We start from the raw sequence: 25,764 nt of genomic DNA, 5'->3' as shown, positions 1-25,764 counted from the left end.
CCCAACCGGGTTCAGGAGGTCACGCATTATAACCCTGGCTGCCCATCGGGTGTACCCGAATCGGGTAGCAGACTCGGTGCAATGGGTGGCACGTCACGATGGCCGAGGCGTCTGGCCAGTGCAGAGAGCAGCTGGGGCTCGTCCACCTCCATCAACAGACCGGCCACCAGCGCCCCGTATTGACGGTTGGAGAGTTCCGCCAGCAGGTATTTCTGGGCTTGCGGCGGCAAGGGGGAGAGTGCGCTCAGCTGCCGCAGGGCGGCTCCCTTCAACCCCTCGTTGCCACTGGCGGCAATCAGCAGATCACTTGCGGCACTGCCGTGATGAAAGCGGTTAATGGTGGAGAGTGCGCGCAGCGCATCCTGATCTGCCGGCCGCCGCCACAGCATGCTATAGAGCGCCGGTTCGCCGGTGCGCTGCAACAGATGGAACAACAGGTGATTGTCGGGCAGATAGATATTCTGGCTGGCCAGCGCTTGCGCCTCCCGCATCCAGATCGGTTGCGGCAAGGTGTCGAGGGCCAGCAACAGGGCTTGCTGCTGCATGGCGAGATCGGGGTTACTGCTGTAGTAGATGGACTTTAGCTGGAAGCTGCCCTGGGCAAGCTGCTGCCGATAGCGCTGCATCAGTGATTGCAGCTGCCACTCCCCCAGCAACTGACGGGCCTGCGCGGCAAAATCATAGACAGGTTGCTGCACCAGAAAACCGTCGACCTGCTGCTCCATGAGCCACTCGGGTGCCTTGTCGGCCTGAGCCTCGACCCACTGTTGCAACGCAGGGGATGCAGGGGAGGTAGCGGGAATATCCCGCAGCAGCTGCAACAGCAGGAACTCCCGCCGCTCGCGACTCAGGGTCGCCAGCAGAGAGTCGATGGCTGCAAATTGCCCCTCCTGCAGACGGCCCGCCAGATAGCGCTGGTGAGTCTGCAACGTCTCGGCTGCCACCGCGATCGGAGCACTTTGCGCGCAGGCTGGCATTGCACTCAGCAACCCCAGCAATAACCAGAAAACAGGCTTCATGACGTCTCCATCCATGTGACATCGGGATCTCATACTACTAGGGCGACCGGAAAACAGATAAACAAAAACCGCGACCAGGGCCGCGGTTTCGTCATTTTCTGACCGGACTTACTTCTGCTGGCGCCGCATGGCGTCAAAGAACTCGTCGTTGGTCTTGGTCATCGCCAGCTTGTCGATGAGGAATTCGATACCGTCGATCTCGCCCATCGGGTGGACAATCTTGCGCAGGATCCACATCTTCTGCAGCTCGTCACCTGAGGTGAGCAGCTCTTCTTTACGGGTGCCTGAGCGGGTGATGTCGATAGCCGGGTAGACACGCTTCTCGGCAATCTTGCGCGAGAGGTGCAGTTCCATGTTGCCGGTACCCTTGAACTCTTCGTAGATAACCTCATCCATCTTGGAACCGGTATCGATCAGCGCGGTGGCGATGATGGTCAGGCTGCCACCCTCCTCAACATTACGCGCGGCGCCGAAGAAGCGCTTGGGACGGTGCAGGGCGTTGGCATCCACACCACCGGTCAGTACCTTGCCGGATGACGGGATAACTGTGTTGTAGGCACGGGCCAGACGGGTGATGGAGTCCAGCAGGATCACCACATCTTTCTTGTGCTCGACCAGACGCTTGGCCTTCTCGATCACCATTTCGGCAACCTGAACGTGACGGGAAGCAGGCTCGTCAAAGGTGGAAGCGATCACTTCACCCTTCACCATGCGCTGCATCTCGGTCACTTCTTCCGGACGCTCGTCGATCAGCAGAACGATCAGTTCACAGTCCGGGTGGTTGTAGGCGATGCTCTGGGCGATGTTCTGCAGCAGCATGGTCTTACCGGCCTTGGGCGGCGCCACGATCAGGCCACGCTGGCCTTTACCGATGGGGGAAGCCAGGTCCAGTACACGGGCGGTGATATCTTCGGTAGAGCCATTACCCCGTTCCATACGCAGACGTTCGTTGGCATGCAGGGGGGTAAGGTTTTCAAACAGGATCTTGTTGCGGGAGTTTTCCGGGCGGTCGTAGTTGACCTCATTGACCTTGAGCAGTGCGAAGTAGCGTTCGCCCTCTTTCGGTGGCCGGATCTTGCCGGAGATGGTATCGCCGGTACGCAGGTTGAAGCGGCGGATCTGGCTCGGGGAGACGTAGATATCGTCAGGGCCTGCCAGATAGGAGCCGTCTGCACTGCGCAGGAAGCCGAAACCATCGGTCAGGATTTCCAGCACACCGTCGCCAAAGATATCTTCACCACCCTTGGCGTGCGCCTTGAGGATTGCAAAAATAATATCTTTCTTGTGCGCCCGAGCCAGATTTTCCAACCCCATGGATTCGCCAAGCTTGACCAGCTCGGACACAGGAGTGTTCTTTAATTCAGTCAGATTCATAGTGGTGAAAGTCTGTAAGCAAGGATTGAAATGAGGAGACAGTCTGCTGGATTGATGCTGATCGGATTTGATTGCCAGGCTGTGGTTAGCAAAGAGTCAGGCAAAAAGGTTAGCAAACGAGCGATAAACTAGCACCAATCGGGATGAGCGTCTAGGTGATAAAACACAAGGAGCGCATTATTGCAATGCGCTCCTCTTTAATTATTACAGGTTGCCGTCCAGGAACTCTTTCAGCTGAGTCTTGGACAGTGCACCGACCTTGGTCGCTGCCACTTCGCCATTCTTGAACAGCAAGAGGGTCGGGATACCACGAATGCCGTACTTGGGCGGAGTATCAGAGTTATGGTCGATGTTCAGTTTGGCTACGGTCACGCGACCTTCGTACTCTTGGGCAACTTCTTCCAAGATCGGGGCAATCATCTTGCACGGACCACACCACTCGGCCCAGAAGTCGACCAGAACGGCGCCATCGGCTTTGATTACATCTGCCTCGAAGCTGGCATCGCTCAGCTGAACAATCTTGTCACTCATCTCCAACTCCAGTCAGTAATTAAGGCTTTATTGACATATCAACAAAGGCAATAGTTGCCCTATTTGAAATGATCCTGTTTATTATTGCAAGCCTAACCTGATAACCTACCGCCATGAGCAAAACACACTTAACGACCGACAAATTCGCCCAAATGGGCCTCGAACCCGAAGTTCTGGCTGGTCTGGAATCAAAGGGATTTCACTATTGCACGCCCATCCAGGCACTGTCTCTGCCACTGCTGGTAGAAGGTCATGACCTCGCCGGTCAGGCCCAGACAGGAACCGGCAAGACCATTGCCTTCCTGGCTGCGACATTCAACTATTTGCTGACTCACCCGCTGACCAAGCCCCGTCTGGTTAATCAACCCAGAGCCATCATCATGGCACCCACCCGGGAACTGGCAGTACAGATCTATAACGATGCCGACAGCATCGCCGCCTCTACCGGCCTGAAACTCGGCCTCGCCTACGGTGGCGAAGGTTACGATAAGCAGCTGGCCGTGCTGGAGCAAGGTGTCGACATCCTGATCGGCACCACCGGCCGCATCATCGACTACTTCAAGTCCAAGGTGATCGATCTGAGCAACATTCAGGTCGTGGTTCTGGACGAAGCGGATCGCATGTTCGATCTGGGCTTCATCAAGGACATCCGCTTCCTGTTCCGCCGCATGCCGCCCGCGACCGAGCGTCTGAGCATGCTGTTCTCAGCCACCCTCTCCCTGCGCGTGCAAGAGCTGGCCTACGAACACATGAACCATCCGGAACATGTGCAGGTAGAGCCTGAGCAGATGACCGGCGTGCGGATCAAGGAAGAGCTGTTCTACCCCTCCAACGAAGACAAGATGTTGCTGCTGCTCTCCCTGATGGAAGAGGAGTGGCCGGAAAAAGCGATCGTCTTCGCCAACACCAAGCATGTCTGTGAAGACGTCCATGCCTGGCTGGAAAACGACGGCCACCGCGTCGGTCTGCTGACCGGTGACGTGCCGCAGAAAAAGCGGATGAAGATCCTCGAGGATTTCACCAAGGGTGCGCTCGATATTCTGGTCGCCACCGACGTGGCCGCCCGTGGTCTGCACATCCCTGACGTGACCCACGTCTTCAACTATGACCTGCCCGACGACGCCGAAGACTATGTACACCGTATCGGTCGTACCGGTCGTGCCGGCAAGAGCGGTCACTCCATCAGCCTGGCCTGTGAAGACTATGCCTTCAACCTGCCGGCCATCGAGGAGTACATCCACCACGCCATTCCGGTCAGCAAGTACGACCGTGAAGCGCTGCTGGATGACGTGACCCCGCCGAAACGGGTGTTCCGCAACCGTCAGCCGGTGAACCGCAACATGCGGGATCGTCAGGGCGGTGGCAACAGCAACAACCGTCGTCGTCCGCCGCGCAAGAGCTAAGGACAGGCCCGTTGCACAACTCGCCTCTCTATGCCGCTATCGACCTCGGCTCCAACAGCTTTCATATGCTGGTGGTGCGCGAGGTCGCCGGTGCCCTGCGCACCGTCGCCAAGGTCAAGCGCAAGGTTCGCCTCGCAGCCGGGCTCGATCCGGAATTTCGTCTCAGCCGTGCCGCCATGGAGCGAGGCTGGGACTGTTTGCGTCTCTTCTCCGAACAGTTGCAGGACATTCCGGCCGACAACATCCGGGTGGTGGGCACCGCAACCTTGCGGCTTGCCACCAACGTCGACGAGTTCCTCAGCGAAGCGGAACGGGTACTCAACCACAGCATCGAGATCATCTCGGGCGAGGAAGAGGCCAAGACCATCTATGAAGGGGTCTCCTGGACCTCCGCCGGGGAAGGCAACCGGCTGGTGATCGACATCGGCGGTGCCAGCACCGAACTGGTGATCGGCGAACATAGCGAAGCAAAACTGCTCAACAGCCTGCACATGGGCTGCGTCACCTGGCTCAACAATCACTTTGGTGATGGTGAGCTCTCCGAAGCCCGTTTCGAGCAGGCGATTGCTGCCGCCAAGGCGGTGCTGGAGAAGGTGGCGGAAGATTATCGCGCCCTCGGCTGGCGCACCTGCGTCGGCGCCTCCGGCACGGTACAGGCGCTGCAAGAGATCATGCTGGCGCAAGGGAAGAGCGAGCGGGTCACCCTGCCGAAACTGCAGGAGCTGATGGGTCAGGCCATCGCCTGCGGCAAGCTCGACCGGCTGCAACTGGAAGGGCTGGCGGCCGAGCGGCTGACCGTGTTCCCCTCCGGCCTCGCCATCCTGATCGCCATCTTCGAAACCCTCGATATCGAGAGCATGACCCTCGCGGGTGGCGCCCTGCGTGAAGGCTTGATCTACGGTCTGCTTGGCAACAATCACGACTGTGATGCCCGGGATCGTACCGCCGACAGCCTGATCAGCCGCTATCAGCTGGATAAAGAGCACGCCGAACGGGTGCGCGATACCGCCGTCGAGGCGTTCAACCAGCTGCAACCGGCCTGGCGACTCTCCAAACGCTACGGTCGCCCGATTTTGCGTTATGCCGCCCTGCTGCACGAGATCGGCCTCTGTATCGAGTACAAGAAGGCGCCGCAACACGCCGCCTACATCATCGACAACATCGACATGCCGGGCTTTACCCCTGCGCAAAAGAAGCTGTTGTCGGCCCTGCTGTTCAACCAGCGGGACGAATTCAAGCTGGAACCGCTGGAGAAACAGGGTGCCGTCACCGGTCGTCAGGCGATCCGGCTGGCCCGTATCCTGCGCATCGCGCTGATCCTCTGCATGCGCCGCACCCAGGGCACAGTGCCCAGCTTCACCCTGCAGGCAGAAGAGGAGTCATTGACCCTGACCCTGCCCAAGGGCTGGATGGATGAACACTACCTGCGCGCCAGCGAGCTGCGCTTTGAAGTGGAACGCCAGCAGAAGATGGGCTGGCCGACCCGCGTACAGGAAGCCTGACTCAGCAACTAGCCTGTTTTGGAGCCGATCATGCCGGATTATCAACCCATCAGCTGCGATCTCTACGACTGGCTCGAAATTGCTGCCAGCTGGCAACTGCCGGTGACCCTCACCAGCCGCGATGATCGCCAATGGGATGACAAGATCCGCACCATCGAAGCCAGCGAAGGGGTCGAGTATCTGCTGCTGCACAGTGGCGAGCGGCTCAGTCTGGCAGAACTGGCGACCCTGCGCCTGAACTGGCAAGGGGAAGATAAGCTGATCCGCTTCGCGCCAACCAACTGAATCCAATACGAAAAAGGAGGGCCAACATGACGTTGGCCCTCCTTTTTTGCATCTGCGACTCGCACCGACCGTTAACTCGCCGCCAGCGCCGCCATCACATAGACATCGAAGCGGTTGCTCTTGGTTTCGATGGCCATGCTCGGCTTCTGTTCATTGAGCCAGCCGGCGTAGTCGGGTCGTTTCACCACCACCCGCTTGTTCGCCATCTTGAGCGCGGCAGGCAGCAGGGCATCCGCATCAAGATCCGGCCCCACCAGCGACTGGAACACCCGCATCTCCTTTTTCACCAGCGCCGACTTCTGCTTGTGGGGGAACATGGGGTCGAGGTAGATCACCTCGGGCCGCTCCGGCAGCGCCAGCAAGTTGTCCACCGCCGGGCCTTGCAGCAGGTGCATCCGCTCGCTGACCCAGGGGCCAATCTCGGGATCCTGTGCCGCCCGCGCCAACCCGTCCTGCAACAGAGCTGCCACCACAGGGCTGCGCTCGATCAGGGTCACCTTGCAACCGAGGGACGCGAGCACGAAGGCATCGCGCCCCAGACCGGCAGTGGCATCCACCACGGTCGGTTTGGCACCGGCCTTGAGCCCCACTGCCTTGGCGATGGACTGGCCACGACCTCCACCAAATTTGCGGCGATGCGCCACCGTCCCCGCCACGAAATCCACATAGACGGCACCCAGCTTGGGTTCATCCAGCTTGCGCAACTCCAGCCGCTCCGGAGTAAACACCAGAGCAAACAGGGGAAGGTCGATTTGGCCAAGCTGGCTGGCCAGCGCGTCTGCCTGCGCGGCCTTGGCGGGGTCTTCGAGGAGGATTTGCATGGTCTCTGGATGCGTTCTAAGTTCAGTGAAGCGAGTGTACCACAACCCCCTCATATCCCGGAGAATCCCATGCAGCTGCTGATAGCCCTGTTGCTTGCCGCCCAGAGCAGCACCAGTCTCAAGGTATGCGGTGTAGACTGGCCTCCCTTCTCCTACGCCGAACAAGGCAAACTGATGGAAGGGATATCAGTGGAGATCCATCAGGAAGCAACCAGACGCCTCGGTATGACCCTGACCCTGCTCGAACTGCCCTGGGGCCGCTGCGAACAGTATGTCAGCACCCAGCTGGCGGATGGCATTCTCGACAATGCCCCTCTCCCCGGTTGCTATCACTCTGACCTTGCCACAGCCTTCTACCCGCTGGCCGCCTATGTGCGTACCGACAGTCCGTTACAGACCTTCTCGTGGGAGATGGCCAAGGGACTGAAAGTAGGGATGGTCAGGGGCTATGACTATACCGACAAGATCAGGAACTTCACCGGATGGGACCCCATCAAGGCCCATTCAGACAAGCAGTTGCTGCTGTTGCTTGAGAAGAGCCGGGTTGACCTCATCATCCTCGACTACTTCTCGGCCCCCATCCTCTCCAGGGAGCAGGACGTAAAGATCCGCCCCCTCACCCCCTTTATCGACTCGACACCGCTCTACCTCTGTTTTGGCAAGCAGAAAGCAGACCTGTTGCCTGCCTACAACAAGGCATTGCAACAGATGCTGGACGAGGGAGTCCTGGATCGCATCTACCTGCGCTATCTCGGCGAGGATTACCGGACACTGCAAGCAAAGCAGGAACAGATGACATCGAAGGAGTAAGCACACCTAACTGATCTGCAGAAACATCCCCTTGTCATTGAGCTGCAGATATTCGGTGAGATCGTCATAGGCCAGCGGGCGGCTGAGCAGATAACCCTGGGTGAAGGCACATCCCTTCTGGCAGAGGAAATTGAGCTGCTCGCGGGTCTCTACCCCCTCAATCACCACCTGCATACCGAGGTTGTGCACTATGTTGATGATGCCGTCCAGCAGCATCCGATCCTGCTCGTTGAAGGGGATATGGCGCACAAAAGAGCGGTCGATCTTGACCAGATCCACAGGGAAAGAACGCAGATAGTTGAGGGCAGAGTAGCCGGTACCGAAATCATCGATAGCCAGCTTGCAACCCGCCTCGCGCAGGGCATCGATCCGCACCCGGTGCTGATCACTGCTCTCCATCAGCAGAGATTCTGTGATTTCGATGACGATGTCGGCAGGATCGAGCCCGAAGTGCTGGATCACCTTGAGCCACTCGCTCGCCTCGGGGTCGATAGTCTGGAACTCCATGGTGGAGCGGTTAATCGACATCTGCAGATCAGGGAAGCCGGACTGCTGCAACCGAGCCAGATCCCGGCATGATTGCCACAACACCAGCGCACCCAGCCCCTGAATCAACCCCGCCTCTTCCGCCAGCGGGATAAACTCGGCTGGCGACACCTGTCCCCACTGGGGGTGATACCAGCGCACCAGCGCCTCAAGCTTGGCGACCCGACCGCTGCGGTTGTCCCAGATCGGCTGGTAGGCCATGGTTAACTGCTCCAGCTTGATCGCCTCCGCCAGATCCTGTTGCATCTGGTGGCGCTGACGCACCTCTTCCCGCATTGAGGAGCAGTAGGTACCGATCAACCGCCCCTGCCGCTTGGCGGCAAACAATGCTTGTTCGGCGTTTCGCAGCAGCTCGTCACTCTCGCTACCATCGACGGGGCAGAGGGTCATCCCCACGGTTGCCGTAACATAGAGATGCTGGTTGGCCAGCATAAAGGGACGGGTAAAGCTACCGATAACCTGCTTGGCAAACACCTCGGCCTGACGACGGGTGACGATGCCTGGCACCAGAAAGGCGAACTCGTCACCACCGATGCGGGCCACCAGGTCCTCGGTGCGCACCCGGCTCACCAGCCGGTCCGACACCTCCCGCAACAGGGCGTCACCGGCATGGTGATCCATGCTGTTGTTGACCGCCTTGAAGTTGTTGAGGTCGAGCACCATGAGCGCAAAGCGCTCGCCCCGCTCGCAGAAGCGGCTGAGACAGCGACTGAACAGCCAGCGGTTGGGCAGGCTGGTGAGGTTGTCATAGTTGGCCTGTGCGGCGATCTTCTGCTCGGCCAGTTTGGTTTGGGAGAGGTCGCTGAAGATGGCGATGTACTGGCTGATCCTGCCCCCTTCCCGCAGGGTGCTAATCATCAACTGCTGTGGATAGAGCTTGCCATTCTTGCGCTTGTTCCACACCTCACCACGCCATACCCCCACCCGCTCCAGCGCATGGTACATGTCGGCATAGAAGGTCTGATCGTGCAGCCCCGACTTGAGCAGGCTGGGGCGCTGGCCTCGCACCTCGTCACTGCTGTAGCCGGTGATCTGCTCGAAGGCCGGATTGACCGAGATGATGCGGCTATCGGCATCACAGACCAGGATCGCCTCGGAGAGATTGTCATAGACCCGGTGGGAGAGCTTGAGCTGCTCCGCATGGCGCTTGAGAGGATCGATATTCTCCAGCAGCACCATCAGGTAGTCCGGCTGCTGCTGCTTGTCACGGATCAGGGTGACGGTTACCCGCCCCCACAAGATCTGCCCCCCCTTGCAGAAGTAGCGCTTCTCCCGGGTGAAACTGCTGCGCTCGCCACGGCGGATCTCTTCGTAGCAAACGAGGCTGCCCTGCCAATCCTCGGGATGGTTGATGTCGGAGATGGATCGCTGCAGCAACTCGTCGAGGGGATAACCAAGCATCTGCTCGATGGCCGGGTTGGCCCAGAGGATACGGCCAGCCAGGTCCAGCTTGCCGATCCCCACCGGAGCCTGGAACAGCATGCTCTGCAATGCATGGGACGGTTCAGGCAGAGGGGAGGGCAGCTGTCGTTGCAGCATCAGCGCCAGCTCGCGACCCGCCAACGGAGCAAGCAACCGGAGCAACCCCATCACCTTGCTCATATTGGCCTGCGGCTGACGATAAAGCAGGGCGCAGATACCTATGGTCTCGCCATCTGCATTCCTGAGGACAATCCCGGCATAGGCCTGAGGTTGCCACTCCTGTGCAAGGGGAACGTTGGCAAAGAGCTGAAGCAGACGATCGCTGAACCAGGCTTCCCCCTCCTGCCAGGTAATGGCATCGGGAGAGTCAGTCAGTGGCAGCGTCAGGGCATCGGTGTCAAGGGAGGAGGGATAGACGGTCTGAACCGTCAGGTGGGTAGCATTTGATTCCCTGCTGGCGATCAGGACGACATCAGCCATCACAGCAGCGGCGATTTCACTCACAAAGGTATCGAAATATCCCTGACCGCTCGAGTGAGCCAGACTGGAGATGATTTGACAGACGGAATCGAGTGCTCGCCTCATGGCAAGTGGCTTTCTCTCCTTGAAGGTTAGAACACGACTCTACTGAAGAGCCGTAGGCTGTGCAAATATGCAATCAGCAAGATATTAAAAAGCCTTGAAAAAAGGGACCAAAAGGTCCCTTTTTATCGCAGAAATCACGTCTTGATCCCACTATGGCTCAAAAATATATCTGCTTGAGGCTCTGTGCAGTCGTGGCCATCAGCCTCATGCGGCAATCCCACTGTGTCTGAGCAGAGCATCCACCTTGGGCTCACGACCACGGAAGGCTCGGAACAGCTCCATCGGCTCCTTCGAGCCCCCCTTCTCCAGAATATTCTTCAGGAAAGATTGTCCGGTGGCCGGGTTGAAGATGCCCTCCTCCTCGAAGCGGGAAAAGGCATCGGCAGAGAGCACCTCGGCCCACTTGTAGCTGTAGTAGCCCGCCGCATAGCCGCCCGCGAAGATGTGGGAGAAGCTGTGCTGGAAGCGGTTAAAGACCGGTGGTGTCATCACCGCCACCTGGCTGCGCACCTCGTCCAGCAGCGCCGGGAGCTGATCCGCTCTGGCCGGGTCAAACTCCTGGTGCAGACGGAAGTCAAACAGGGCGAACTCCAGCTGGCGCAACATCTGCATCGCAGCCTGGAAGTTGCGGGCGGTCAGCATCTTCTCCAGCAGATCGGCTGACAGCGGTTCGCCGGTCTCGTAGTGGCCGGAGATAAAGGCCAGTGCTTCGGACTCCCAGCACCAGTTCTCGAGGAACTGGCTCGGCAGCTCTACCGCATCCCAGGCCACGCCGTTGATGCCGGCCACGCCGGCCACATCGACCCGGGTCAGCATGTGGTGAATGCCGTGGCCGAACTCGTGGAACAGGGTAACTACTTCGTTGTGGGTGAACAGCGCAGGTTTGCCATCCACCGGACCGTTGAAGTTGCAGGTCAGGTAGGCCACCGGCTTTTGCAGCGAGCCATCCTGACGGTAGCGACGACCCAAACAAACATCCATCCAGGCCCCGCCCTGCTTGTGCTCGCGGGCATAGAGGTCGAGATAGAAGCTACCGCGCAGCTCGTCGTCGGCATCGAAGATGTCGTAGAAGCGCACGTCAGGGTGCCAGGTGTCGATGCCGAGGCGCTCGCGCACCTTCATGCCGAACACCCGCTTGACCACTTCGAACAACCCTTTCACCACCTTGTTGGCAGGGAAATAGGGGCGCAGCTGCTCATCGGAGATGGAGAACTTGTGCTGTTTGAGCTTCTCGGCGTAGTAGGCGAGATCCCAGGCGGCCAGCTCGCTCTGACCATGCTGCTCGGCGGCGAAGGCGCGGATCTCCTCCAGCTCGGCCTTGCCTTGCGGCAGGGATTTGGCCGCCAGATCGGTGAGGAAGCTCACCACCTGTTCGGTCTTGTCCGCCATCTTGGTGGCCAGGGAGAGCTCGGCATAGTTGGCAAAGCCCAGCAGTTGGGCCAGTTCGCGGCGCAGGGTGAGCAGCTCGCTCATGATGGCGGAGTTGTCCCACTTGCCCGCATTGGGGCCCTGATCGGAGGCGCGGGTGGTGAAGGCCTCATACATCTCGGCGCGCAGTTCGCGGTTGTCCGCGTACATCATCACCGGCAGGTAGGAAGGGATATCCAGCGTGAACAGCCACCCCTCTTTGCCTTTAAGTTCAGCCATCTGACGGGCAGCGGCACGCACGCTCTCGGGCAGACCGGCCAGTTCGGCTTCATCGGCCACCAGCTTGTGCCAGCCCTGGGTCGCATCCAGCACGTTGTTGCTGAAACGGGATGCCAGCTCGGAGAGGCGGGCCTGAATCTCGCCGTAACGCTGCTGCGCCTCGGCAGGCAGACCGATGCCGGAGAGGCGGAAGTCACGCAGGGTATTCTGGATCTCCTTGCGCTGTGCACCACTCAGCAGCGGGAAATCATCGCTCTGGGAGAGGGCCAGATAGGCCTGATAGAGCCCTTCGTGCTGACCGACATAGGTCTGGAATTCGGAGAGCAGCGGCAGGCAGGCGTCATGGGCCTCGCGCAGCGCTTCGCTGTTGAGTACGGAGTTGAGGTGGCTGACCGGTGACCAGATCCGTGACAGGCGGTCATTTACCTCTTCCAGCGGGGCAATCAGGCTATCCCAGGTATGGGGATCACGCTGGGCCAGCACATCGCTGATCTTCTGCTTGCAGTCAGCAATCGCCTGAATCACGGCAGGCTGAACCTGCTCCGGCTTGATCTGGCTGAAAGGGGGCAGCGAATCCATTGTCAGCAAAGGGTTATTCATCCCGGTTACCTCTTGTTTGGTCTTGAACAGACCGCTTTAGCAGCTCTGTATGGCTTTCTAACATGTGGCCAAGCCACGCAATAATCAAGCGGGAATCCGCTGCAACCCTGTACTTTTCCAGCCATTGCAACCCGGATCTCTGCCGTTGCTGCAGTTTTGCTATCAACAGCCAGTAACAGAATGAATCTGTGGGCCTTTTTTGGCTCTTACCGCTACTTTCAAGGGGCAACAAGTCGCCATTTACCGGCGCCACAGCTGCCAGCCAAGTACAGTCATGCTCAATCATGGAAACGGAAAAAATGTGGTAGCCGTAACAAATTATCAATATTTTTCAGTCAATTAGAATCAAAACCAGCTATTGATTAATTTATTTTCAAGCATCTATCATAGGCAACCTGCCATGCAGGTCACTTGATTCTCTGTGCTGCACAGAAATCGGGTGAAAAAGGCAAAGTGACCCGAAAGGGCGCGACGCAAAGCCACCGGTCTAAGGGAACACACCTATGACAGCGGGGCTGCCCCCGGGGACGTCCGGTCACAACCGACACCCCATTTGCACCGTACGGAGAGACGATGAACAAACTCAAATTATCCCTGCTTGGCTGCCTGCTCGGCATGGGCGCCCCCATGGCATATGCCGCCAGTGCCGGTCAGGCGATGGTCAACCCCCAGTCCGGCGTAGTGGTCGGCTACTGGCACAACTGGTGTGACGGCTCGGGCTACAAGGGCGGTATCGCCCCCTGCGTCAAGCTCGATCAGGTCAACCCGCAATACAACGTGGTCGATGTCTCCTTCATGAAGGTCTATGGCAGCGATCCCATCCCCACCTTCAAACTCGACCCGGCCATCGGCATGAGCGAAAGCCAGTTTATCGAGCAGATTGCCGAGCTGAACCGTCAGGGCCGTTCCGTGCTGCTGGCGCTGGGCGGTGCCGATGCGCACATCGAGCTGCGCAAGGGTCAGGAGCAGGCCTTTGCCGACGAGATCATCCGTCTGGTGGAGACCTATGGCTTCGACGGGCTGGATATCGACCTGGAACAGGCCGCCATCACCGCCGCTGACAACCAGACCGTGATCCCGGCGGCTCTGCGTCTGGTCAAGGATCACTACCGCGCCCAGGGGAAAAACTTCCTCATCACCATGGCGCCAGAGTTCCCCTATCTGACCCAGACTGGCGCCTACATCCCCTATATCCGCAATCTGGAAGGGTACTACGACTGGATCAACCCCCAGTTCTACAACCAGGGTGGCGACGGTATCTACATCGATGGCATCGGCTGGATTGCCCAGAACAACGATGCCCTGAAAGAAGAGTTCATCTACTACATGGCGGATTCGCTGAGCAACGGTACCCGCGGCTTCTACAAGATCCCCCATGACAAGCTGGTGTTCGGCATTCCGACCAACATTGACGCCGCCGCCACCGGCTATGTGCAGGATCCGCAGAAGCTCTACAACGCCTTCAACCGCCTGAAGAGCGAGGGGCAACCGCTGCGTGGCGTGATGACCTGGTCCATCAACTGGGACATGGGCCGCAACGCCGCCGGTCAGTCCTACAACGAATCCTTCATCAAGAGCTACGGCCCCTTCATCCACGATCAGGAGATCACGCCCCCGGTCGACAACGGCAAGCCGGTGTTCAGCGGCCTGAGCGATACCCGCATCAAGCAGGGTACCGCCTTTGATCCGCTGGCAGGTGTCAGCGCCAACGACAAGGAAGATGGCGACCTGACTGGCCAGATCCAGGTGGAAGGTTCGGTAGACAGCCAGCGCATCGGCCTCTACCCCCTCACCTACAAGGTGAGCGATCGCGACAACAACGTCACCGAGCAGGTACGCACCATCGAGGTCTACAGCATGAAGCCGGTGTTCAGCGGTGTCACCGACACCACGCTGGAACTGGGTACCGCTTTCGATCCGATGGCTGGCGTCAGCGCCCATGATGAAGAAGATGGCGACCTGACCGCCCAAATCAAGGTCAGCGGCAACGTCGACAGCAGCAAGGTCGGCCGCTACACCCTCACCTATCAGGTGAGCGACAGCGCCGGTCAGCAGGTAATCCAGCAGCGCAACGTGACCGTCAGGGAGCAGGGCGCCGTCTGTGAAAACAGCTGGGATGCCAAGAAGGTCTACGTGGGCGGCGACATCGTCAGCCACAACGGCAAGAACTGGCTGGCAGGCTGGTGGACCCAGAACGAAGAGCCGGGCACCACGGGTGACTGGGGCGTCTGGCGCGTACAGGGCGACAGCGACTGCGGCGGCACAACGCCACCCGCCGAAGGCAGCAGCGACTTCACCGTCAGCGCCATGGCGAGCGAGTACACCATAGTCAACGGTCAGGTCAGCATCCGTTTCAACGTGACGACCGCCAACCCGGTCCAAATCACCGCGACTCTAGAGCAGAGCGGCCACAGCCACGGTACCACCAGCAGCCAGGTGAATGGCACCAGCACCCTGGTACTGCAGGGCAGCAATGTCACCGATGGCAGCTACGACGTTGTGATCACCGGTCTGGCTAACGGCCAGCAGCCGGTGGTGCAGCGCTTCCCGGTTGCGCTGACCGAAGAGAGCAGCGGGGGTGGCGAAGGTGACTACCCGGCCTATGCCCCCAACACCGGCTATCAGGCCGGTGATCGGGTCAGCAATGCCGGTGGCAACTACGAGTGCAAACCCTGGCCCTACAGCGGCTGGTGTGGCGGCTCGAGCAGCCACTATGCGCCGGGTACCGGCACAGCCTGGAGCGATGCCTGGATCCAGTTGTAATCAGCCAGCCATAACAAAGAGGGGGGAGCCATCGGCTCCCCCTCTCGTTTATTCCCTTCATCCCGCTTAGCGGGCATCTTCCTTCAGCCACTGCGCCACACGCTTGGCGAAGTAGGTGAGGATGCCGTCGGCCCCAGCCCGCTTGAAGCAGAGCAGGGACTCCATGATGCACTCCTTCTCTTTGAGCCAGCCGTTCTGGATCGCCGCCATGTGCATGGCGTACTCGCCACTCACCTGATAGGCGAAAGTCGGCACCCCGAACTGATCCTTCACCTGACGGATCACGTCCAGATAGGGCATGCCCGGCTTGACCATCACGCTGTCGGCCCCTTCCTGAATATCCAGCGCCACTTCGTGCAGGGCTTCGTTGCTGTTGGCCGGATCCATCTGATAGGTAGCCTTGTTGCTCTTGCCGAGGTTGCCAGCAGAGCCGACCGCATCGCGGAACGGGCCGTAGTAGCAGGAGGCGTACTTGGCGGAGTAGGCCATGATCTGGGTGTTGATGAAGCCGTTCTCTTCCAGCGCAGCGCGGATGGCGCCGATGCGACCATCCATCATGTCGGACGGCGCGACGATATCGACCCCGGCCTCGGCATGGGAGAGCGCCTGCTTGATCAGGATCTCGGTGGTGATGTCGTTCAGCACATAGCCTTCGTCATCGATGATGCCGTCCTGACCGTGGGTGGTGAACGGATCGAGTGCCACGTCGGTGATCACCCCGAGCTCCGGGAAGCGAGCCTTGAGGGCGCGCACGGTGCGCTGAGCCAGCCCGTTCGGGTTATAGGCCTCTTCCGCCATCAGGCTCTTGCTCTCCAGCGGGGTGACCGGGAACAGGGCAATGGCAGGTACGCCCAGCTCCACCAGCTCGGCGGCTTCCTCCAGCAGCAGATCGATGGAGAGACGCTCTACCCCCGGCATGGAGGGAACGGCTTCCCGACGGTTCTCCCCCTCCAGCACGAACACCGGATAGATGAGATCGTTGACGGTCAGTACGTTCTCGCGCACCAGACGACGGCTGAAATCATGTTTGCGCAGACGGCGCAGGCGGCGGCCCGGAAAGGCGCCCGGAAGAGTTGTAGCCATGAATCACTCCTGGAGAGGAAGTTGGAAGAACGCGGCGGAGGTGGCACGGGTATGGGCCAGCAAGGCCTCGGGCGCTTCACCACGACAGGCCGCCACCACCTGGGCGATGTGCGGCAAAAAAGCGGGTTCGTTGCGTTTCGGGCGCGGTTTCAGATCTCGCGGCACCAGATAGGGGGCATCGGTCTCGATCATCAGCCGACCGGCCGGAATGCGAGCCACCTGTTCGCGCAGCAGCTGGCCGCGGCGCTCGTCGCAGAGCCAGCCGGTCACCCCGATATGCAGCCCCAGCGCCAGACACTCGTCCAGCTCCTCGTCGGAACCGGTGAAGCAGTGCAGCACGGCTCCCGGTAGTTTCGGCAACCAGGGACGGAGGATCTCGATAAAACGGGCGTGGGCATCGCGACAGTGAAGGAACACCGGCATCCCGAGTTCGGCGGCCAGCGCCAGCTGGGCGTCGAATACCGCATCCTGCACCGGGCGGGGGGAGAAGTCGCGGTTGTAGTCGAGGCCGCACTCGCCAATAGCCACCACCTGCGGCAGTGCTGCCAGCTCGCGCAAAGCGGGCAGGGTCGCCTCATCGACACTCTTGGCATCGTGAGGGTGTACCCCGGCGGTGGAGAAGCAGTAGCCCGGCCAGCGGGCGGCCAACTCTGCGCTCTCGCGGCTGCCGTCCAGATCGGTACCGGTGAGGATCAGCGCTTCCACTCCGGCGGCGCGGGCGCGGGCCACCAGCTCAGGCTGTTCACCGGCGAACTGGCTGCTGGTCAGATTTAAGCCGATATCGATCATGAGATGAGACGTTCCGAACAAAAGGAATACATATCAGGTATGTGAAAACCATCTACCGAATGGGGTCTTACCATACGCCTCGAACGGGAGCATGAAAAGAGGAAGGGAGCCTAAGCTCCCCTCGTTCTGCCATTCCTGCGGACTTAGTCATCCTCTCACCGTCCGGCAAACAGGTGACGAACAGAGCCTCAGCTCTCTACATCCGGTTGTTCCTGTTGCTCTTCATCCGCTTTCTTCACGTAGAAGCGGGCGAAGAACAGACCTATCTCCCACAGCGCCCACATCGGAATGGCGAGCAGGGTCTGGGAGAAGACATCAGGCGGCGTCAGCAGCATGCCGACAACAAACACCCCGACAACGACGTAGGGACGTTTCTCCTTCAGGTTTTGCGGTGTGGTCACGCCAGTCCAGCAGAGCAGTATGGTGGCCACCGGAATTTCGAACGCCACCCCGAACGCGAAGAACAGGGTCAGTACGAAGTCCAGATAGCTGGCGATGTCGGTCGCCACCGTCACCCCTGCGGGTGCGGTGCTGGTGAAGAAACCGAACACCAGCGGAAACACCACGTAGTAGGCGAACGCCATCCCCGCATAGAACAACAGGGCACTGGAGACCACCAACGGCATGATCAGGCGCCGCTCATGCTGGTACAGACCGGGGGCGATAAAGGCCCAAGCCTGATAGAGCAGATAGGGGATCGCCACGAAGAAGGAGACCACCAGGGTCAGCTTGATCGGCGTCAGGAAGGGGGTCGCCACATCCGTCGCGATCATGCTGGTCCCTTCCGGCAACTGGCTGAGCAGCGGTTGGGCCACGAAGTCGTAGATGTTGTTGGAGAAGTAGATCAGCGCCAGAAACACCACGAGGATGGCGGTAATGGAGCGCAGCAAACGGGTTCTCAGCTCAACCAGATGGCTGATCAGGGGTTGTTCGGCCTGACTCATGGCTTCACCTCCCCTTTTACTGCGGAGTCGCTGACCGGCACCGGCTCGCTCTCCCGCTGGCTATTGACCGGTGGCACGTCGTGGCTCAGCTGCACCGCAGGCTCCACCGGCGTGGCAGGCTCCGCCTGGGCGACCGGCTCGGGGCGCGGCGGACGGATCTCGTTCTCCACCTGATAGGGGCGATTGACCGACTGGGCCGCCGCTTTGAGCTGTTCGATGGACTCCTGCAGCTCGGGGCTCAGGTTGCTCATCTGCAACTGTTCGGCCTTCTTGAGGTCGTTATGCAGCTCTTGCAACTTGAGCTCCTGCTCCAGCTCGGACTTGACCGAGTTCGCGGTCGAACGAATGAGGCGGATCCAGTGGGTAGCCGTGCGGATGGCAACCGGCAGCCGCTCGGGCCCCAGTACCACCAGTGCTACCACACCGATAACGACCAGCTCCCAAAAACCGATATCGAACATGGCTTAGGCCTGGTCTTTGTCTTTCTGTTTGGCGGTCTCACTGCTCTGAGTGGCCGCTTCGTTCAGCTGTTTCGGGGGAAACTCGGCATCTTTCTGCTCGGCCTTGGCATCAGCCGGCTCGTCGGAGAGGGCTTTCTTGAACCCTTTGACCGCCGCGCCCAGATCACCGCCGATCCCGCGCAGTTTCTTGGTACCGAACAGCAGCACGACGATGACTGCAATGATCAACAATTGCCAAATACTGATACCACCCATGATTTTCTCTCCAGAACAGGCGCCTGACGGCGCGGTTGTTGATTAATGGGAACGGGTTCGCAACCAGCCGACCAGCCAGCAGAGGGCTGCACCGGCGAGACTGGCTTGTCCCCACTCAATGTGTTGTTTTTGGGTCAGCAAGAATACACCCGCCAATAGCAGGCTGGCTCCAACCCCTAAGAGGTAGCGGGCCTGCCCCTGCCGACGGCTGTGACGGCGGAACTCGGCAAACATCTGGTCGAAATGACGCTGCTGATGACGGGTCTGGCGCAGAGTCTCATAGACCAGCTCCGGCAGCTCCGGCAGCTTCTCCGCCCAGAATGGCGCCTTCTCCTTGATAGCGTTCAATACCGACTTGGGCCCCACCTGTTCGTGCATCCAGTTTTCGAGGAACGGCTTGGCGGTCTGCCACAAATCGAGCTGCGGGTAGAGCTGACGCCCCAACCCTTCCACATAGAGCAGGGTCTTTTGCAGCAGCACCAGCTGCGGCTGCACCGTCATATGAAAGCGACGTGCAGTGTTGAACAGGTTGAGCAGCACGTGACCGAACGAAATTTCGGAGAGCGGCTTCTCGAAGATGGGCTCCAGCACGGTGCGGATGGCGAACTCGAACTCATCCACCTTGGTGTCTGCCGGTACCCAGCCCGACTCCACATGCAGCTCCGCTACCCGGCGATAGTCACGGTTGAAGAAGGCGAGGAAGTTCTCCGCCAGATAGCGTTTGTCTTCCCGATTGAGGGTACCGACGATACCGCAGTCGATGCCGATCCAGAGCGGGTTTTCCGGATGTTCGTAAGAGACGAAGATGTTGCCCGGGTGCATATCGGCATGGAAGAAGCTGTCGCGGAACACCTGGGTGAAGAAAACCTCTACCCCGCGCTCGGCCAGCAGCTTCATATTGGTGCCGTTGGCTTCCAGCGCCGGTATATCGGAGACCGGAATACCGTAGATGCGCTCCATCACCAGCACCTGCTCGCGGCAGAGGTCGGTGATGATTTCAGGCACATAGAGCGCCTCGGAGCCGGTGAAGTTGCGGCGCAGCTGGATGGCGTTGGCCGCCTCCCGCATCAGGTTGAGCTCGTCGAGGATGGTCTTGCGATACTCCTCCACCACCTCGATGGGGCGCAGTCGTGCACTCTGGGGTACGAAGCGCGCCACCAGACGGGCCAGCGCCTGCATCAGTCTCAGGTCGGCCTCGATGACAGGCTCGATGTCGGGACGGATCACCTTGATGACGATCTCGCGGCCACTCTCCTTCAGGCGGGCGGTATGCACCTGCGCGATGGAGGCCGACGCCAGCGGCGTCTCGTCGAAGTCGTCAAACAGGGTTTCGATGGGACAACCCAGGCTCAGCTCGATCTGCTGGCGCGCCGCCTGACCACAGAAGGGGGGCACCCTGTCCTGCAGCAGGGCCAGTTCCTCGGCGATATCCGGCGGCAGCAGGTCTCGGCGGGTCGAGAGCATCTGGCCAAACTTGATGAAGATGGGGCCAAGAGCCTCGAAGGCGAGGCGAATGCGGGCACCGCGGCTGAGATCCGGTTGCTTGTTCTTGAGCCAGAACAGGGAGCGACGGGCCAGACGACCCGGCCAGGGTTGATAACGGGCGGGCACCAGTTCGTCGATGCCCTGCTCCAGCAGGATGGTAATGATGCGATAGAGGCGTTTGAACTCCTTCGGGGTCATCAGGTCACCTGCTGTTCGAAGCGGGCCAGCCGCAGTTCGACGGCCTTGAGCTGTTGGGCCAGCACCTCGACGTCATCGTTGAAACTCGCCACTTCCAGCGGTCCGGGGGCGAGGCGGGCCTCTTCGGTCAGATATTCCGCCAGCTGGCTGCGGGTGCGGCACAGTTCGCGGCCGACCAGACGACGCGCCTGACGGGCACAGCTGAACAAGGTGTGGGCCAGCACGTCGCCGGTATAGCGCGACAGCTCCTCTTCCCAGTCGATATCCAGCTCACCCAGCAGCACGCTGAATGCCTGTACCAGCTGGGGATCACCGCTCAGATCCAGTTTCTCCTCGCGGATATAACGGGTCAGGGCGGACGGGTCTTTCAGCAGACCGAGGGCGGTCAGCGACAGGCTGAGCACCGCATCCGCCTCCCCTTCATGCTGGGCCAGCACATCCAGCCGACGCTCGGAGAAGACGAACCAGAGCGGCTTGAGTTCACGCAGCTCCAGCTTGAGCACCTTGCCCACCAGTTTGCGCAGCCGCTCCGGGCTCTGTTTGTCCAGCGCCAGCAACTGGTTGAGGCTGGTTTCGATCACCGCGGTGACCATGGCATCCATCGGCATAGGCAACCTTAAAACTTGTAACCGCGGTGCAGGGCGACCACACCCTGAGTCAGATTGAAGTACTCCACCTGCTCGAAACCGACATTTTCCATCATGCCGGCCAGGGTCTGCTGATCCGGGTGCATACGAATAGACTCTGCCAGATATTTGTAGCTTTCACTGTCGTTCGCGACGATTTCGCCCATTTTCGGCAGCAGTTTGAAGGAGTAGAGGTCATAGAGCTTGGCGATCACTTCACTGACCGGCTTGGAGAACTCCAGCACCAGCAGACGGCCACCCGGCTTGAGCACCCGGAACATGGAGGCGAGCGCCTTGTCCTTGTCGGTGACGTTGCGCAGGCCGAAGCCGATGGTAATCACGTCGAAGTGGTTATCCGGGAAGGGGAGTGCCTCGGCATTGGCCTGCACATAGGAGACGTTGTTGGCGACCCCCAGATTGCGCAGCTTGTCCCGGCCCACTTTCAGCATGGAGTCGTTGATATCCGCCAGCACCACCTGACCGGTCTCGCCGACGATGCGGGAAAACTTGGCGGTCAAGTCACCGGTACCACCGGCCAGATCCAGCACCTTCTGGCCCTTGCGCACACCGGAACAGTCGATGGTGAAGCGCTTCCACAGGCGGTGGATGCCGAACGACATCAGATCGTTCATCAGATCATACTTGGCTGCCACCGAATGGAAGACACCTGCTACCAGAGTTTCCTTCTCGGTCGCGGCCACGGTTTTAAAGCCAAAATGCGTTGTCGTTGCTTGTTCTGACATCCCTTAAACACCCATAGAGCAAAGAATGGCCGCCAGTTTACCAGAGCCACTGGCGTCCGGACACCTTAAACCCGGCTCGCAACCAACTGCATGCCCAGCACCACCATGGCCAGACAGAGGAAGAGATTGAGACCGATATTGAGCAGCGCTTTCAGATAGGCCCCATGTTGAGCCAGCACCACCGTATCGAGGGCAAAGGAAGAGAAAGTAGTCAGGGCACCGAGGATCCCCACCATCAGCAGCGGCTTCATCGGATGTTCTACCACATGACCGTGACTGATGAGGGCGAACGCCACCCCCATGATGAAAGAGCCCACCACGTTGACCACCAGAGTCCCGTAAGGAAAGTGGCGACCCAGCAGCAAGGCCATCAGTTCGGCAATCCCAAAACGAAGGCAGGCGCCGATGGCGCCCCCTGCAGCAACATAGAACCAGGTTTGCATGGTGTCACTCCCTCAGGGTCAGGCCGCCATTATGTCGCAATGGCGGCCCTTGTGCCCAGAGGCGGAACTAATCGACATCCAGCCTGATTGAAATCTCAGCGGCGAAAATCGATGGGCTCTGGCTGACCCAGCACGATTTCGGTCTGGGCCGGACGGGTCTGGGCAATCACCTTGCCGTGGCGGATCGAGTAACGCACCGGCACCTGACGGCGCACCGCATCGAAGCCATTGTCGGCAGGCAGGATCAACAGGTTGGCCGGTTTGCCCACCTCGATGCCATAGCGATCCTGCACGTTCAGGGTGCGGGCGCTGTGGCTGCTGATCAGCTTCAAGCCGTCGTTGATCTGCTCGTAGCCCATGATCTGGCAGACATGCAGCCCCATGTGCAGCACCTGCAACATGTTGGCGGTGCCCATGGGGTACCAGGGATCGAACACGTCGTCGTGACCGAAACAGACGTTGATGTTCGCCTCCAGCATCTCCTTCACCCTGGTAATGCCGCGGCGTTTGGGATAGGTATCGAACCGCCCCTGCAGGTGAATGTTCACCAGCGGATTGGCCACGAAGTTGATATCCGCCATCTTGAGCAGACGGAACAGGCGGGAAGCATAAGCGCCGTTGTAGGAGTGCATGGCGGTGGTGTGACTGGCCGTCACCCGATGGCCGATACCCCGCTCGTAGGCCAAGGTCGCCAGCGTCTCGATGAAACGGGACTGCTCGTCATCGATTTCGTCACAGTGCACATCGACCAAAACCTGATACTTCTCGGCAAGATCGAAGATGTAGTGCAGACTTTCGACCCCATATTCCCGGGTGAACTCGAAATGGGGAATAGCACCGATCACATCGGCCCCCAGCTTGAGCGCCTCCTCCAGCAGTGCCTTGCCATTGGGGTAGGAGAGGATCCCCTCCTGCGGGAAGGCGACGATCTGCAGCTCCACCCACTCCTTCATCTCCTCCCGCACCTCCAGCATCGCCTTGAGCGCCACCAGATTGGGGTCGGAGACATCGACGTGAGTACGGACGAACTGGATGCCGTTGGCGATCTGCCACTTCAGCGTCTGGATAGCGCGCTGTTTCACATCCTCATGGGTCAGCAGCGCCTTGCGTTCGGCCCAGCGCTCGATCCCCTCGAACAGGGTGCCGGAGAGATTCCAGCTCGGCTCGCCCGCCGTCTGGGTGGTATCCAGGTGAATGTGGGGTTCGATAAAGGGAGCGATCGCCAGACCGCCCTCCCCGTCCAGCACCCGACCGGCGACGGCATGTTCGTCATGGGGTTCGATGGCGGTGATGACCCCATCCTGACAACGGATCTGCCACAACCCTTCCCGATCGGCCAAACGAATATGTTGAATCAGCATTTGTTAGCTTCCTGTACCAGAACCGGCCGCTGGGTGAGGCGAACCAGAATGAAATAGGTGAAGGCGGCGCCCAATACCGCGTTGAGTGGCACTATGCCCGGCAGCCACTTGCCGACAGCCACCCCGACTGCCGTGGCGACCAGCGCCTGCCAGCGCACCGTCTCGAACTGCTGATCGGCAAACTTACGGTAACGCTCACGATTGAGCAGGAAATCCATGATGATAATGCCACCAATCGGGGGAATTGCCGTACTCAAAAAGGCCAGCCAGCCGACAAAGTTGTTGTAAAGCCAGAGGGCGCAAGCCGTACCGATGAGCCCGTTGATCACGCTGAGCGGCTTGCTCTTGAGGCCGGTAATGTTGGCAAATCCGAGACCGGAGGCGTAGAGAGCGTTGTCGTTGGTGGTCCAGATATTGAGACCCAGCACCAGAATGGCGGGGATCAGTAAACCCTGCATCAACATCACTTCCGATATATCGGCCTGCCCGGTCACCGCCGCACCGGCAGCACCGAAGACGAACATTAGCGTGTTGCCCAAAAAAAACGCCACCATGGTAATCATGACGGCGCCCCAGGGTTTGCGACCAAAGCGAACAAAGTCGGCGGTCAGGGTTCCTGCACTGATAAAGGAACCAACCACCATGGTCAACGCCGTGGTGAACTCGATGGGATTGCTTGGTTGTACTTGCTGCAGTGCAGCCATGCCACCGGTCGAGGTCACCGCCAGCCAGACCGAGTAGCCGCCAAGCAGTGCAATGGCCGGTACGGCCACAAAGCTCAGCACCATCAGGGCGGAGATGCCGAAGTAGACGGTCACCGTCATCAACATGCCCGAAATGGCGATCAGCCAGTTCACATCGATGCCGGTCGCCTTCTGCACCGGCAGGGCAAACATCGCCACGCCAACGCCAAACCAGCCGACCTGAGTGCCACCCAGCAGCAGGGATGGCAGCCAGGAACCTTTCACCCCAAACGAGTAGCGCGCCAACAGATGGGTAGAGAGGCCGGTTGAGGCACCGATATAACCGAGACAAGCGGTGTAGATACCCAGCAACAAGTTGCCGATAAGTACCGCCTTGATGAAGTCATCGAACACCAGCCCGGTGCCCAGCGCACCACCGGTCCACATGCTGGCAGAGAAGAAGGTCAGGCCTAGCATCACCAGCATCAGCGACAGCACACCTTTGCGCCCTTTGGCGGGTACCGCCCCCAAACAGTATTCGTTATCCTGCGCCATGCTCTCTCTCCACGTAATAGGCAAAACGCGCCGGATTTTACATGTAAAACGTTTTACGTCAATCAAACATGGTTAAATATCTGGATAAAACCATCAATAGCAGTCACATGAGTAACACACCGGGACTCAAATCAGCAGAAAGACGATACAGGCTAAAAACAGAGGAAAGTATTGGCAGTAAGGAATATTAGGGAATTTTTTAGAAAGTGGCGGATGCAAAAAAGCCTCCCTTTTCAGGGAGGCTTTCTCTTTAATGGTGCTGATACCCAGAATCGAACTGGGGACCTCATCCTTACCAAGGATGCGCTCTACCGACTGAGCCATATCAGCACACTAACCGGTAAAGACCACGCTGGGCGTAATCTTGAAATTGGGTGCCTAGCAGTGTCCTACTCTCGCATGGCGAATGCCACACTACCATCGGCGCTACCGCGTTTCACTTCTGAGTTCGGCATGGGATCAGGTGGTTCCACGGCGCTATGGCCGCCAGGCAAATTCTTCAATCCAGAAAGCTGACGTGAATAACGACTGAGTCATTATCATTGAATTAGTAGTTCGCTTAGGTTTGCTACAAGCCTTAGAACACTTCTTGGGTGTTGTATGGTTAAGCCTCACGGGTAATTAGTACGGGTTAGCTCAATGCATCGCTGCACTTACACACCCCGCCTATCAACGTTGTGGTCTCCAACGGCCCTTTAGGACCCTCAAGGGGTCAGGGATGACTCATCTCAGGGCTCGCTTCCCGCTTAGATGCTTTCAGCGGTTATCGATTCCGAACTTAGCTACCGGGCAGTGCCACTGGCGTGACAACCCGAACACCAGAGGTTCGT

At 59.4% G+C, this 25,764-nt stretch carries 22 protein-coding genes, 1 tRNA gene, 2 rRNA genes and 1 riboswitch (1 of these 26 only partly in view); of the genes, 5 read left to right on the top strand and 20 right to left on the bottom strand.

Annotated features, from left to right (window positions below):
- Positions 1–26 precede the first annotated feature (26 nt).
- The 3 genes from I6L35_RS06465 to trxA all read right to left on the bottom strand — a co-directional run bounded on the left by I6L35_RS06465 (position 27) and on the right by trxA (position 2,924).
- Complete coding sequence (locus tag I6L35_RS06465; RefSeq protein WP_216979824.1) at positions 27–1,019, bottom strand: hypothetical protein; 993 nt, start codon at positions 1,017–1,019, stop codon at positions 27–29.
- Positions 1,020–1,127: 108 nt separating this feature from the next.
- Positions 1,128–2,393 (bottom strand): transcription termination factor Rho, encoded by a 1,266-nt coding sequence (gene rho / locus I6L35_RS06460; protein ID WP_005339417.1) that lies wholly within the window; start codon positions 2,391–2,393, stop codon positions 1,128–1,130.
- Positions 2,394–2,597: 204 nt separating this feature from the next.
- Positions 2,598–2,924 (bottom strand): thioredoxin TrxA, encoded by a 327-nt coding sequence (gene trxA / locus I6L35_RS06455; RefSeq protein ID WP_005339416.1) that lies wholly within the window; start codon positions 2,922–2,924, stop codon positions 2,598–2,600.
- Between the two features lie 113 nt (positions 2,925–3,037).
- Here trxA and rhlB point away from each other — a divergent pair, with 113 nt between their 5' ends.
- The 3 genes from rhlB to I6L35_RS06440 are packed head-to-tail and all read left to right on the top strand — an operon-like array spanning position 3,038 to position 6,114.
- Positions 3,038–4,327, top strand: coding sequence for an ATP-dependent RNA helicase RhlB (gene rhlB, locus I6L35_RS06450; RefSeq protein WP_005339414.1), 1,290 nt, complete (start codon positions 3,038–3,040; stop codon positions 4,325–4,327).
- 11 nt (positions 4,328–4,338) lie between these two features.
- The gene (gene gppA, locus I6L35_RS06445; RefSeq protein ID WP_005355894.1) at positions 4,339–5,829 is read left to right on the top strand and encodes a guanosine-5'-triphosphate,3'-diphosphate diphosphatase; all 1,491 of its coding nucleotides are present in this window, start codon (positions 4,339–4,341) and stop codon (positions 5,827–5,829) included.
- 30 nt (positions 5,830–5,859) lie between these two features.
- A complete protein-coding gene (locus tag I6L35_RS06440) occupies positions 5,860–6,114 on the top strand; it encodes a Rho-binding antiterminator (protein WP_216949870.1) in 255 nt (84 codons plus the stop codon).
- 71 nt (positions 6,115–6,185) lie between these two features.
- Here the strand turns inward: I6L35_RS06440 and I6L35_RS06435 are convergent, their stop codons facing one another.
- A complete protein-coding gene (locus I6L35_RS06435) occupies positions 6,186–6,935 on the bottom strand; it encodes a class I SAM-dependent methyltransferase (protein WP_216979823.1) in 750 nt (249 codons plus the stop codon).
- Between the two features lie 69 nt (positions 6,936–7,004).
- Between I6L35_RS06435 and I6L35_RS06430 the strand changes: the two genes are divergently transcribed.
- Positions 7,005–7,745, top strand: coding sequence for an ABC transporter substrate-binding protein (locus tag I6L35_RS06430; protein WP_216979822.1), 741 nt, complete (start codon positions 7,005–7,007; stop codon positions 7,743–7,745).
- A 6-nt stretch (positions 7,746–7,751) separates the two neighbouring features.
- On the opposite strand, the gene I6L35_RS06425 is transcribed toward I6L35_RS06430, so the two are convergent.
- Both I6L35_RS06425 and prlC read right to left on the bottom strand, forming a co-directional pair.
- Positions 7,752–10,298: a bifunctional diguanylate cyclase/phosphodiesterase gene (locus I6L35_RS06425; RefSeq protein ID WP_216979821.1), complete on the bottom strand. Its 2,547-nt coding sequence runs from the start codon at positions 10,296–10,298 to the stop codon at positions 7,752–7,754.
- A 204-nt stretch (positions 10,299–10,502) separates the two neighbouring features.
- On the bottom strand, positions 10,503–12,545 hold the full coding sequence (gene prlC, locus I6L35_RS06420; RefSeq protein WP_216979820.1) for an oligopeptidase A: 2,043 nt from the start codon (positions 12,543–12,545) through the stop codon (positions 10,503–10,505).
- 437 nt (positions 12,546–12,982) lie between these two features.
- Positions 12,983–13,068: riboswitch (cyclic di-GMP riboswitch) on the top strand.
- Between the two features lie 50 nt (positions 13,069–13,118).
- On the opposite strand from prlC, the gene I6L35_RS06415 reads away from it, so the two are divergent.
- Entirely contained in the window at positions 13,119–15,308 is a 2,190-nt protein-coding gene (locus I6L35_RS06415; protein WP_216979819.1) for an immunoglobulin-like domain-containing protein, read from the top strand.
- 66 nt (positions 15,309–15,374) lie between these two features.
- On the opposite strand, the gene hemB is transcribed toward I6L35_RS06415, so the two are convergent.
- From hemB to I6L35_RS06345, 14 genes are all read right to left on the bottom strand, one after another.
- Entirely contained in the window at positions 15,375–16,391 is a 1,017-nt protein-coding gene (hemB, locus tag I6L35_RS06410; protein ID WP_033112882.1) for a porphobilinogen synthase, read from the bottom strand.
- A gap of 3 nt (positions 16,392–16,394) precedes the next feature.
- Positions 16,395–17,180: a TatD family hydrolase gene (locus I6L35_RS06405; RefSeq protein WP_058056814.1), complete on the bottom strand. Its 786-nt coding sequence runs from the start codon at positions 17,178–17,180 to the stop codon at positions 16,395–16,397.
- 188 nt (positions 17,181–17,368) lie between these two features.
- Positions 17,369–18,124, bottom strand: coding sequence for a twin-arginine translocase subunit TatC (gene tatC, locus I6L35_RS06400; RefSeq protein WP_058056815.1), 756 nt, complete (start codon positions 18,122–18,124; stop codon positions 17,369–17,371).
- Complete coding sequence (gene tatB / locus I6L35_RS06395; RefSeq protein WP_005342398.1) at positions 18,121–18,585, bottom strand: Sec-independent protein translocase protein TatB; 465 nt, start codon at positions 18,583–18,585, stop codon at positions 18,121–18,123. The genes tatC and tatB overlap by 4 nt, the downstream gene beginning before the upstream one ends.
- 3 nt (positions 18,586–18,588) lie before the next feature.
- Positions 18,589–18,840, bottom strand: a complete 252-nt coding sequence (gene tatA / locus I6L35_RS06390) for a Sec-independent protein translocase subunit TatA (RefSeq protein WP_005339385.1) — start codon at positions 18,838–18,840, stop codon at positions 18,589–18,591.
- A 42-nt stretch (positions 18,841–18,882) separates the two neighbouring features.
- The gene (ubiB, locus tag I6L35_RS06385; RefSeq protein WP_005339383.1) at positions 18,883–20,523 is read right to left on the bottom strand and encodes a ubiquinone biosynthesis regulatory protein kinase UbiB; all 1,641 of its coding nucleotides are present in this window, start codon (positions 20,521–20,523) and stop codon (positions 18,883–18,885) included.
- Positions 20,523–21,131: an SCP2 domain-containing protein gene (locus tag I6L35_RS06380; RefSeq protein WP_216979818.1), complete on the bottom strand. Its 609-nt coding sequence runs from the start codon at positions 21,129–21,131 to the stop codon at positions 20,523–20,525. The genes ubiB and I6L35_RS06380 overlap by 1 nt, the downstream gene beginning before the upstream one ends.
- An 8-nt stretch (positions 21,132–21,139) precedes the next feature.
- Positions 21,140–21,892 carry a bifunctional demethylmenaquinone methyltransferase/2-methoxy-6-polyprenyl-1,4-benzoquinol methylase UbiE gene (gene ubiE / locus I6L35_RS06375; protein WP_005342396.1) on the bottom strand — a complete coding sequence of 251 codons (753 nt, stop codon included), beginning with the start codon at positions 21,890–21,892 and terminating at the stop codon, positions 21,140–21,142.
- 65 nt (positions 21,893–21,957) lie between these two features.
- The gene (crcB, locus tag I6L35_RS06370) at positions 21,958–22,335 is read right to left on the bottom strand and encodes a fluoride efflux transporter CrcB (RefSeq protein ID WP_005339378.1); all 378 of its coding nucleotides are present in this window, start codon (positions 22,333–22,335) and stop codon (positions 21,958–21,960) included.
- A 95-nt stretch (positions 22,336–22,430) separates the two neighbouring features.
- Entirely contained in the window at positions 22,431–23,696 is a 1,266-nt protein-coding gene (locus tag I6L35_RS06365) for a cytosine deaminase (protein ID WP_005355869.1), read from the bottom strand.
- Positions 23,690–24,934, bottom strand: a complete 1,245-nt coding sequence (codB, locus tag I6L35_RS06360; protein ID WP_216979817.1) for a cytosine permease — start codon at positions 24,932–24,934, stop codon at positions 23,690–23,692. Before codB ends, I6L35_RS06365 begins: the two co-directional genes overlap by 7 nt.
- 254 nt (positions 24,935–25,188) lie before the next feature.
- Positions 25,189–25,264, bottom strand: a tRNA-Thr gene (locus I6L35_RS06355).
- Between the two features lie 46 nt (positions 25,265–25,310).
- Positions 25,311–25,425 (bottom strand): 5S ribosomal RNA (gene rrf / locus I6L35_RS06350).
- 109 nt (positions 25,426–25,534) lie between these two features.
- Positions 25,535–25,764, bottom strand: a 23S ribosomal RNA gene (locus tag I6L35_RS06345) (it continues 2,659 nt past the right edge of the window).

The sequence above is a fragment of the Aeromonas sp. FDAARGOS 1405 genome, assembly GCF_019048265.1.
Taxonomy (GTDB): Bacteria; Pseudomonadota; Gammaproteobacteria; order Enterobacterales; family Aeromonadaceae; genus Aeromonas; species Aeromonas veronii_A.
Note: the sequence above shows the minus strand (reverse complement) of the source record. Positions and strands in the feature narration are given on the sequence as shown.

Excerpts from the sequence above, each read along its gene's own strand:
- I6L35_RS06465 (WP_216979824.1), bottom strand. The coding sequence starts at position 1,019 with ATGAAGCCTGTTTTCTGGTTATTGCTGGGGTTGCTGAGTGCAATGCCA.
- rho (WP_005339417.1), bottom strand. The coding sequence starts at position 2,393 with ATGAATCTGACTGAATTAAAGAACACTCCTGTGTCCGAGCTGGTCAAG.
- trxA (WP_005339416.1), bottom strand. The coding sequence starts at position 2,924 with ATGAGTGACAAGATTGTTCAGCTGAGCGATGCCAGCTTCGAGGCAGAT.
- rhlB (WP_005339414.1), top strand. The coding sequence starts at position 3,038 with ATGAGCAAAACACACTTAACGACCGACAAATTCGCCCAAATGGGCCTC.
- I6L35_RS06440 (WP_216949870.1), top strand. The coding sequence starts at position 5,860 with ATGCCGGATTATCAACCCATCAGCTGCGATCTCTACGACTGGCTCGAA.
- I6L35_RS06435 (WP_216979823.1), bottom strand. The coding sequence starts at position 6,935 with ATGCAAATCCTCCTCGAAGACCCCGCCAAGGCCGCGCAGGCAGACGCG.
- I6L35_RS06430 (WP_216979822.1), top strand. The coding sequence starts at position 7,005 with ATGCAGCTGCTGATAGCCCTGTTGCTTGCCGCCCAGAGCAGCACCAGT.
- I6L35_RS06425 (WP_216979821.1), bottom strand. The coding sequence starts at position 10,298 with ATGAGGCGAGCACTCGATTCCGTCTGTCAAATCATCTCCAGTCTGGCT.
- prlC (WP_216979820.1), bottom strand. The coding sequence starts at position 12,545 with ATGAATAACCCTTTGCTGACAATGGATTCGCTGCCCCCTTTCAGCCAG.
- I6L35_RS06415 (WP_216979819.1), top strand. The coding sequence starts at position 13,119 with ATGAACAAACTCAAATTATCCCTGCTTGGCTGCCTGCTCGGCATGGGC.
- hemB (WP_033112882.1), bottom strand. The coding sequence starts at position 16,391 with ATGGCTACAACTCTTCCGGGCGCCTTTCCGGGCCGCCGCCTGCGCCGT.
- I6L35_RS06405 (WP_058056814.1), bottom strand. The coding sequence starts at position 17,180 with ATGATCGATATCGGCTTAAATCTGACCAGCAGCCAGTTCGCCGGTGAA.
- tatC (WP_058056815.1), bottom strand. The coding sequence starts at position 18,124 with ATGAGTCAGGCCGAACAACCCCTGATCAGCCATCTGGTTGAGCTGAGA.
- tatB (WP_005342398.1), bottom strand. The coding sequence starts at position 18,585 with ATGTTCGATATCGGTTTTTGGGAGCTGGTCGTTATCGGTGTGGTAGCA.
- tatA (WP_005339385.1), bottom strand. The coding sequence starts at position 18,840 with ATGGGTGGTATCAGTATTTGGCAATTGTTGATCATTGCAGTCATCGTC.
- ubiB (WP_005339383.1), bottom strand. The coding sequence starts at position 20,523 with ATGACCCCGAAGGAGTTCAAACGCCTCTATCGCATCATTACCATCCTG.
- I6L35_RS06380 (WP_216979818.1), bottom strand. The coding sequence starts at position 21,131 with ATGCCGATGGATGCCATGGTCACCGCGGTGATCGAAACCAGCCTCAAC.
- ubiE (WP_005342396.1), bottom strand. The coding sequence starts at position 21,892 with ATGTCAGAACAAGCAACGACAACGCATTTTGGCTTTAAAACCGTGGCC.
- crcB (WP_005339378.1), bottom strand. The coding sequence starts at position 22,335 with ATGCAAACCTGGTTCTATGTTGCTGCAGGGGGCGCCATCGGCGCCTGC.
- I6L35_RS06365 (WP_005355869.1), bottom strand. The coding sequence starts at position 23,696 with ATGCTGATTCAACATATTCGTTTGGCCGATCGGGAAGGGTTGTGGCAG.
- codB (WP_216979817.1), bottom strand. The coding sequence starts at position 24,934 with ATGGCGCAGGATAACGAATACTGTTTGGGGGCGGTACCCGCCAAAGGG.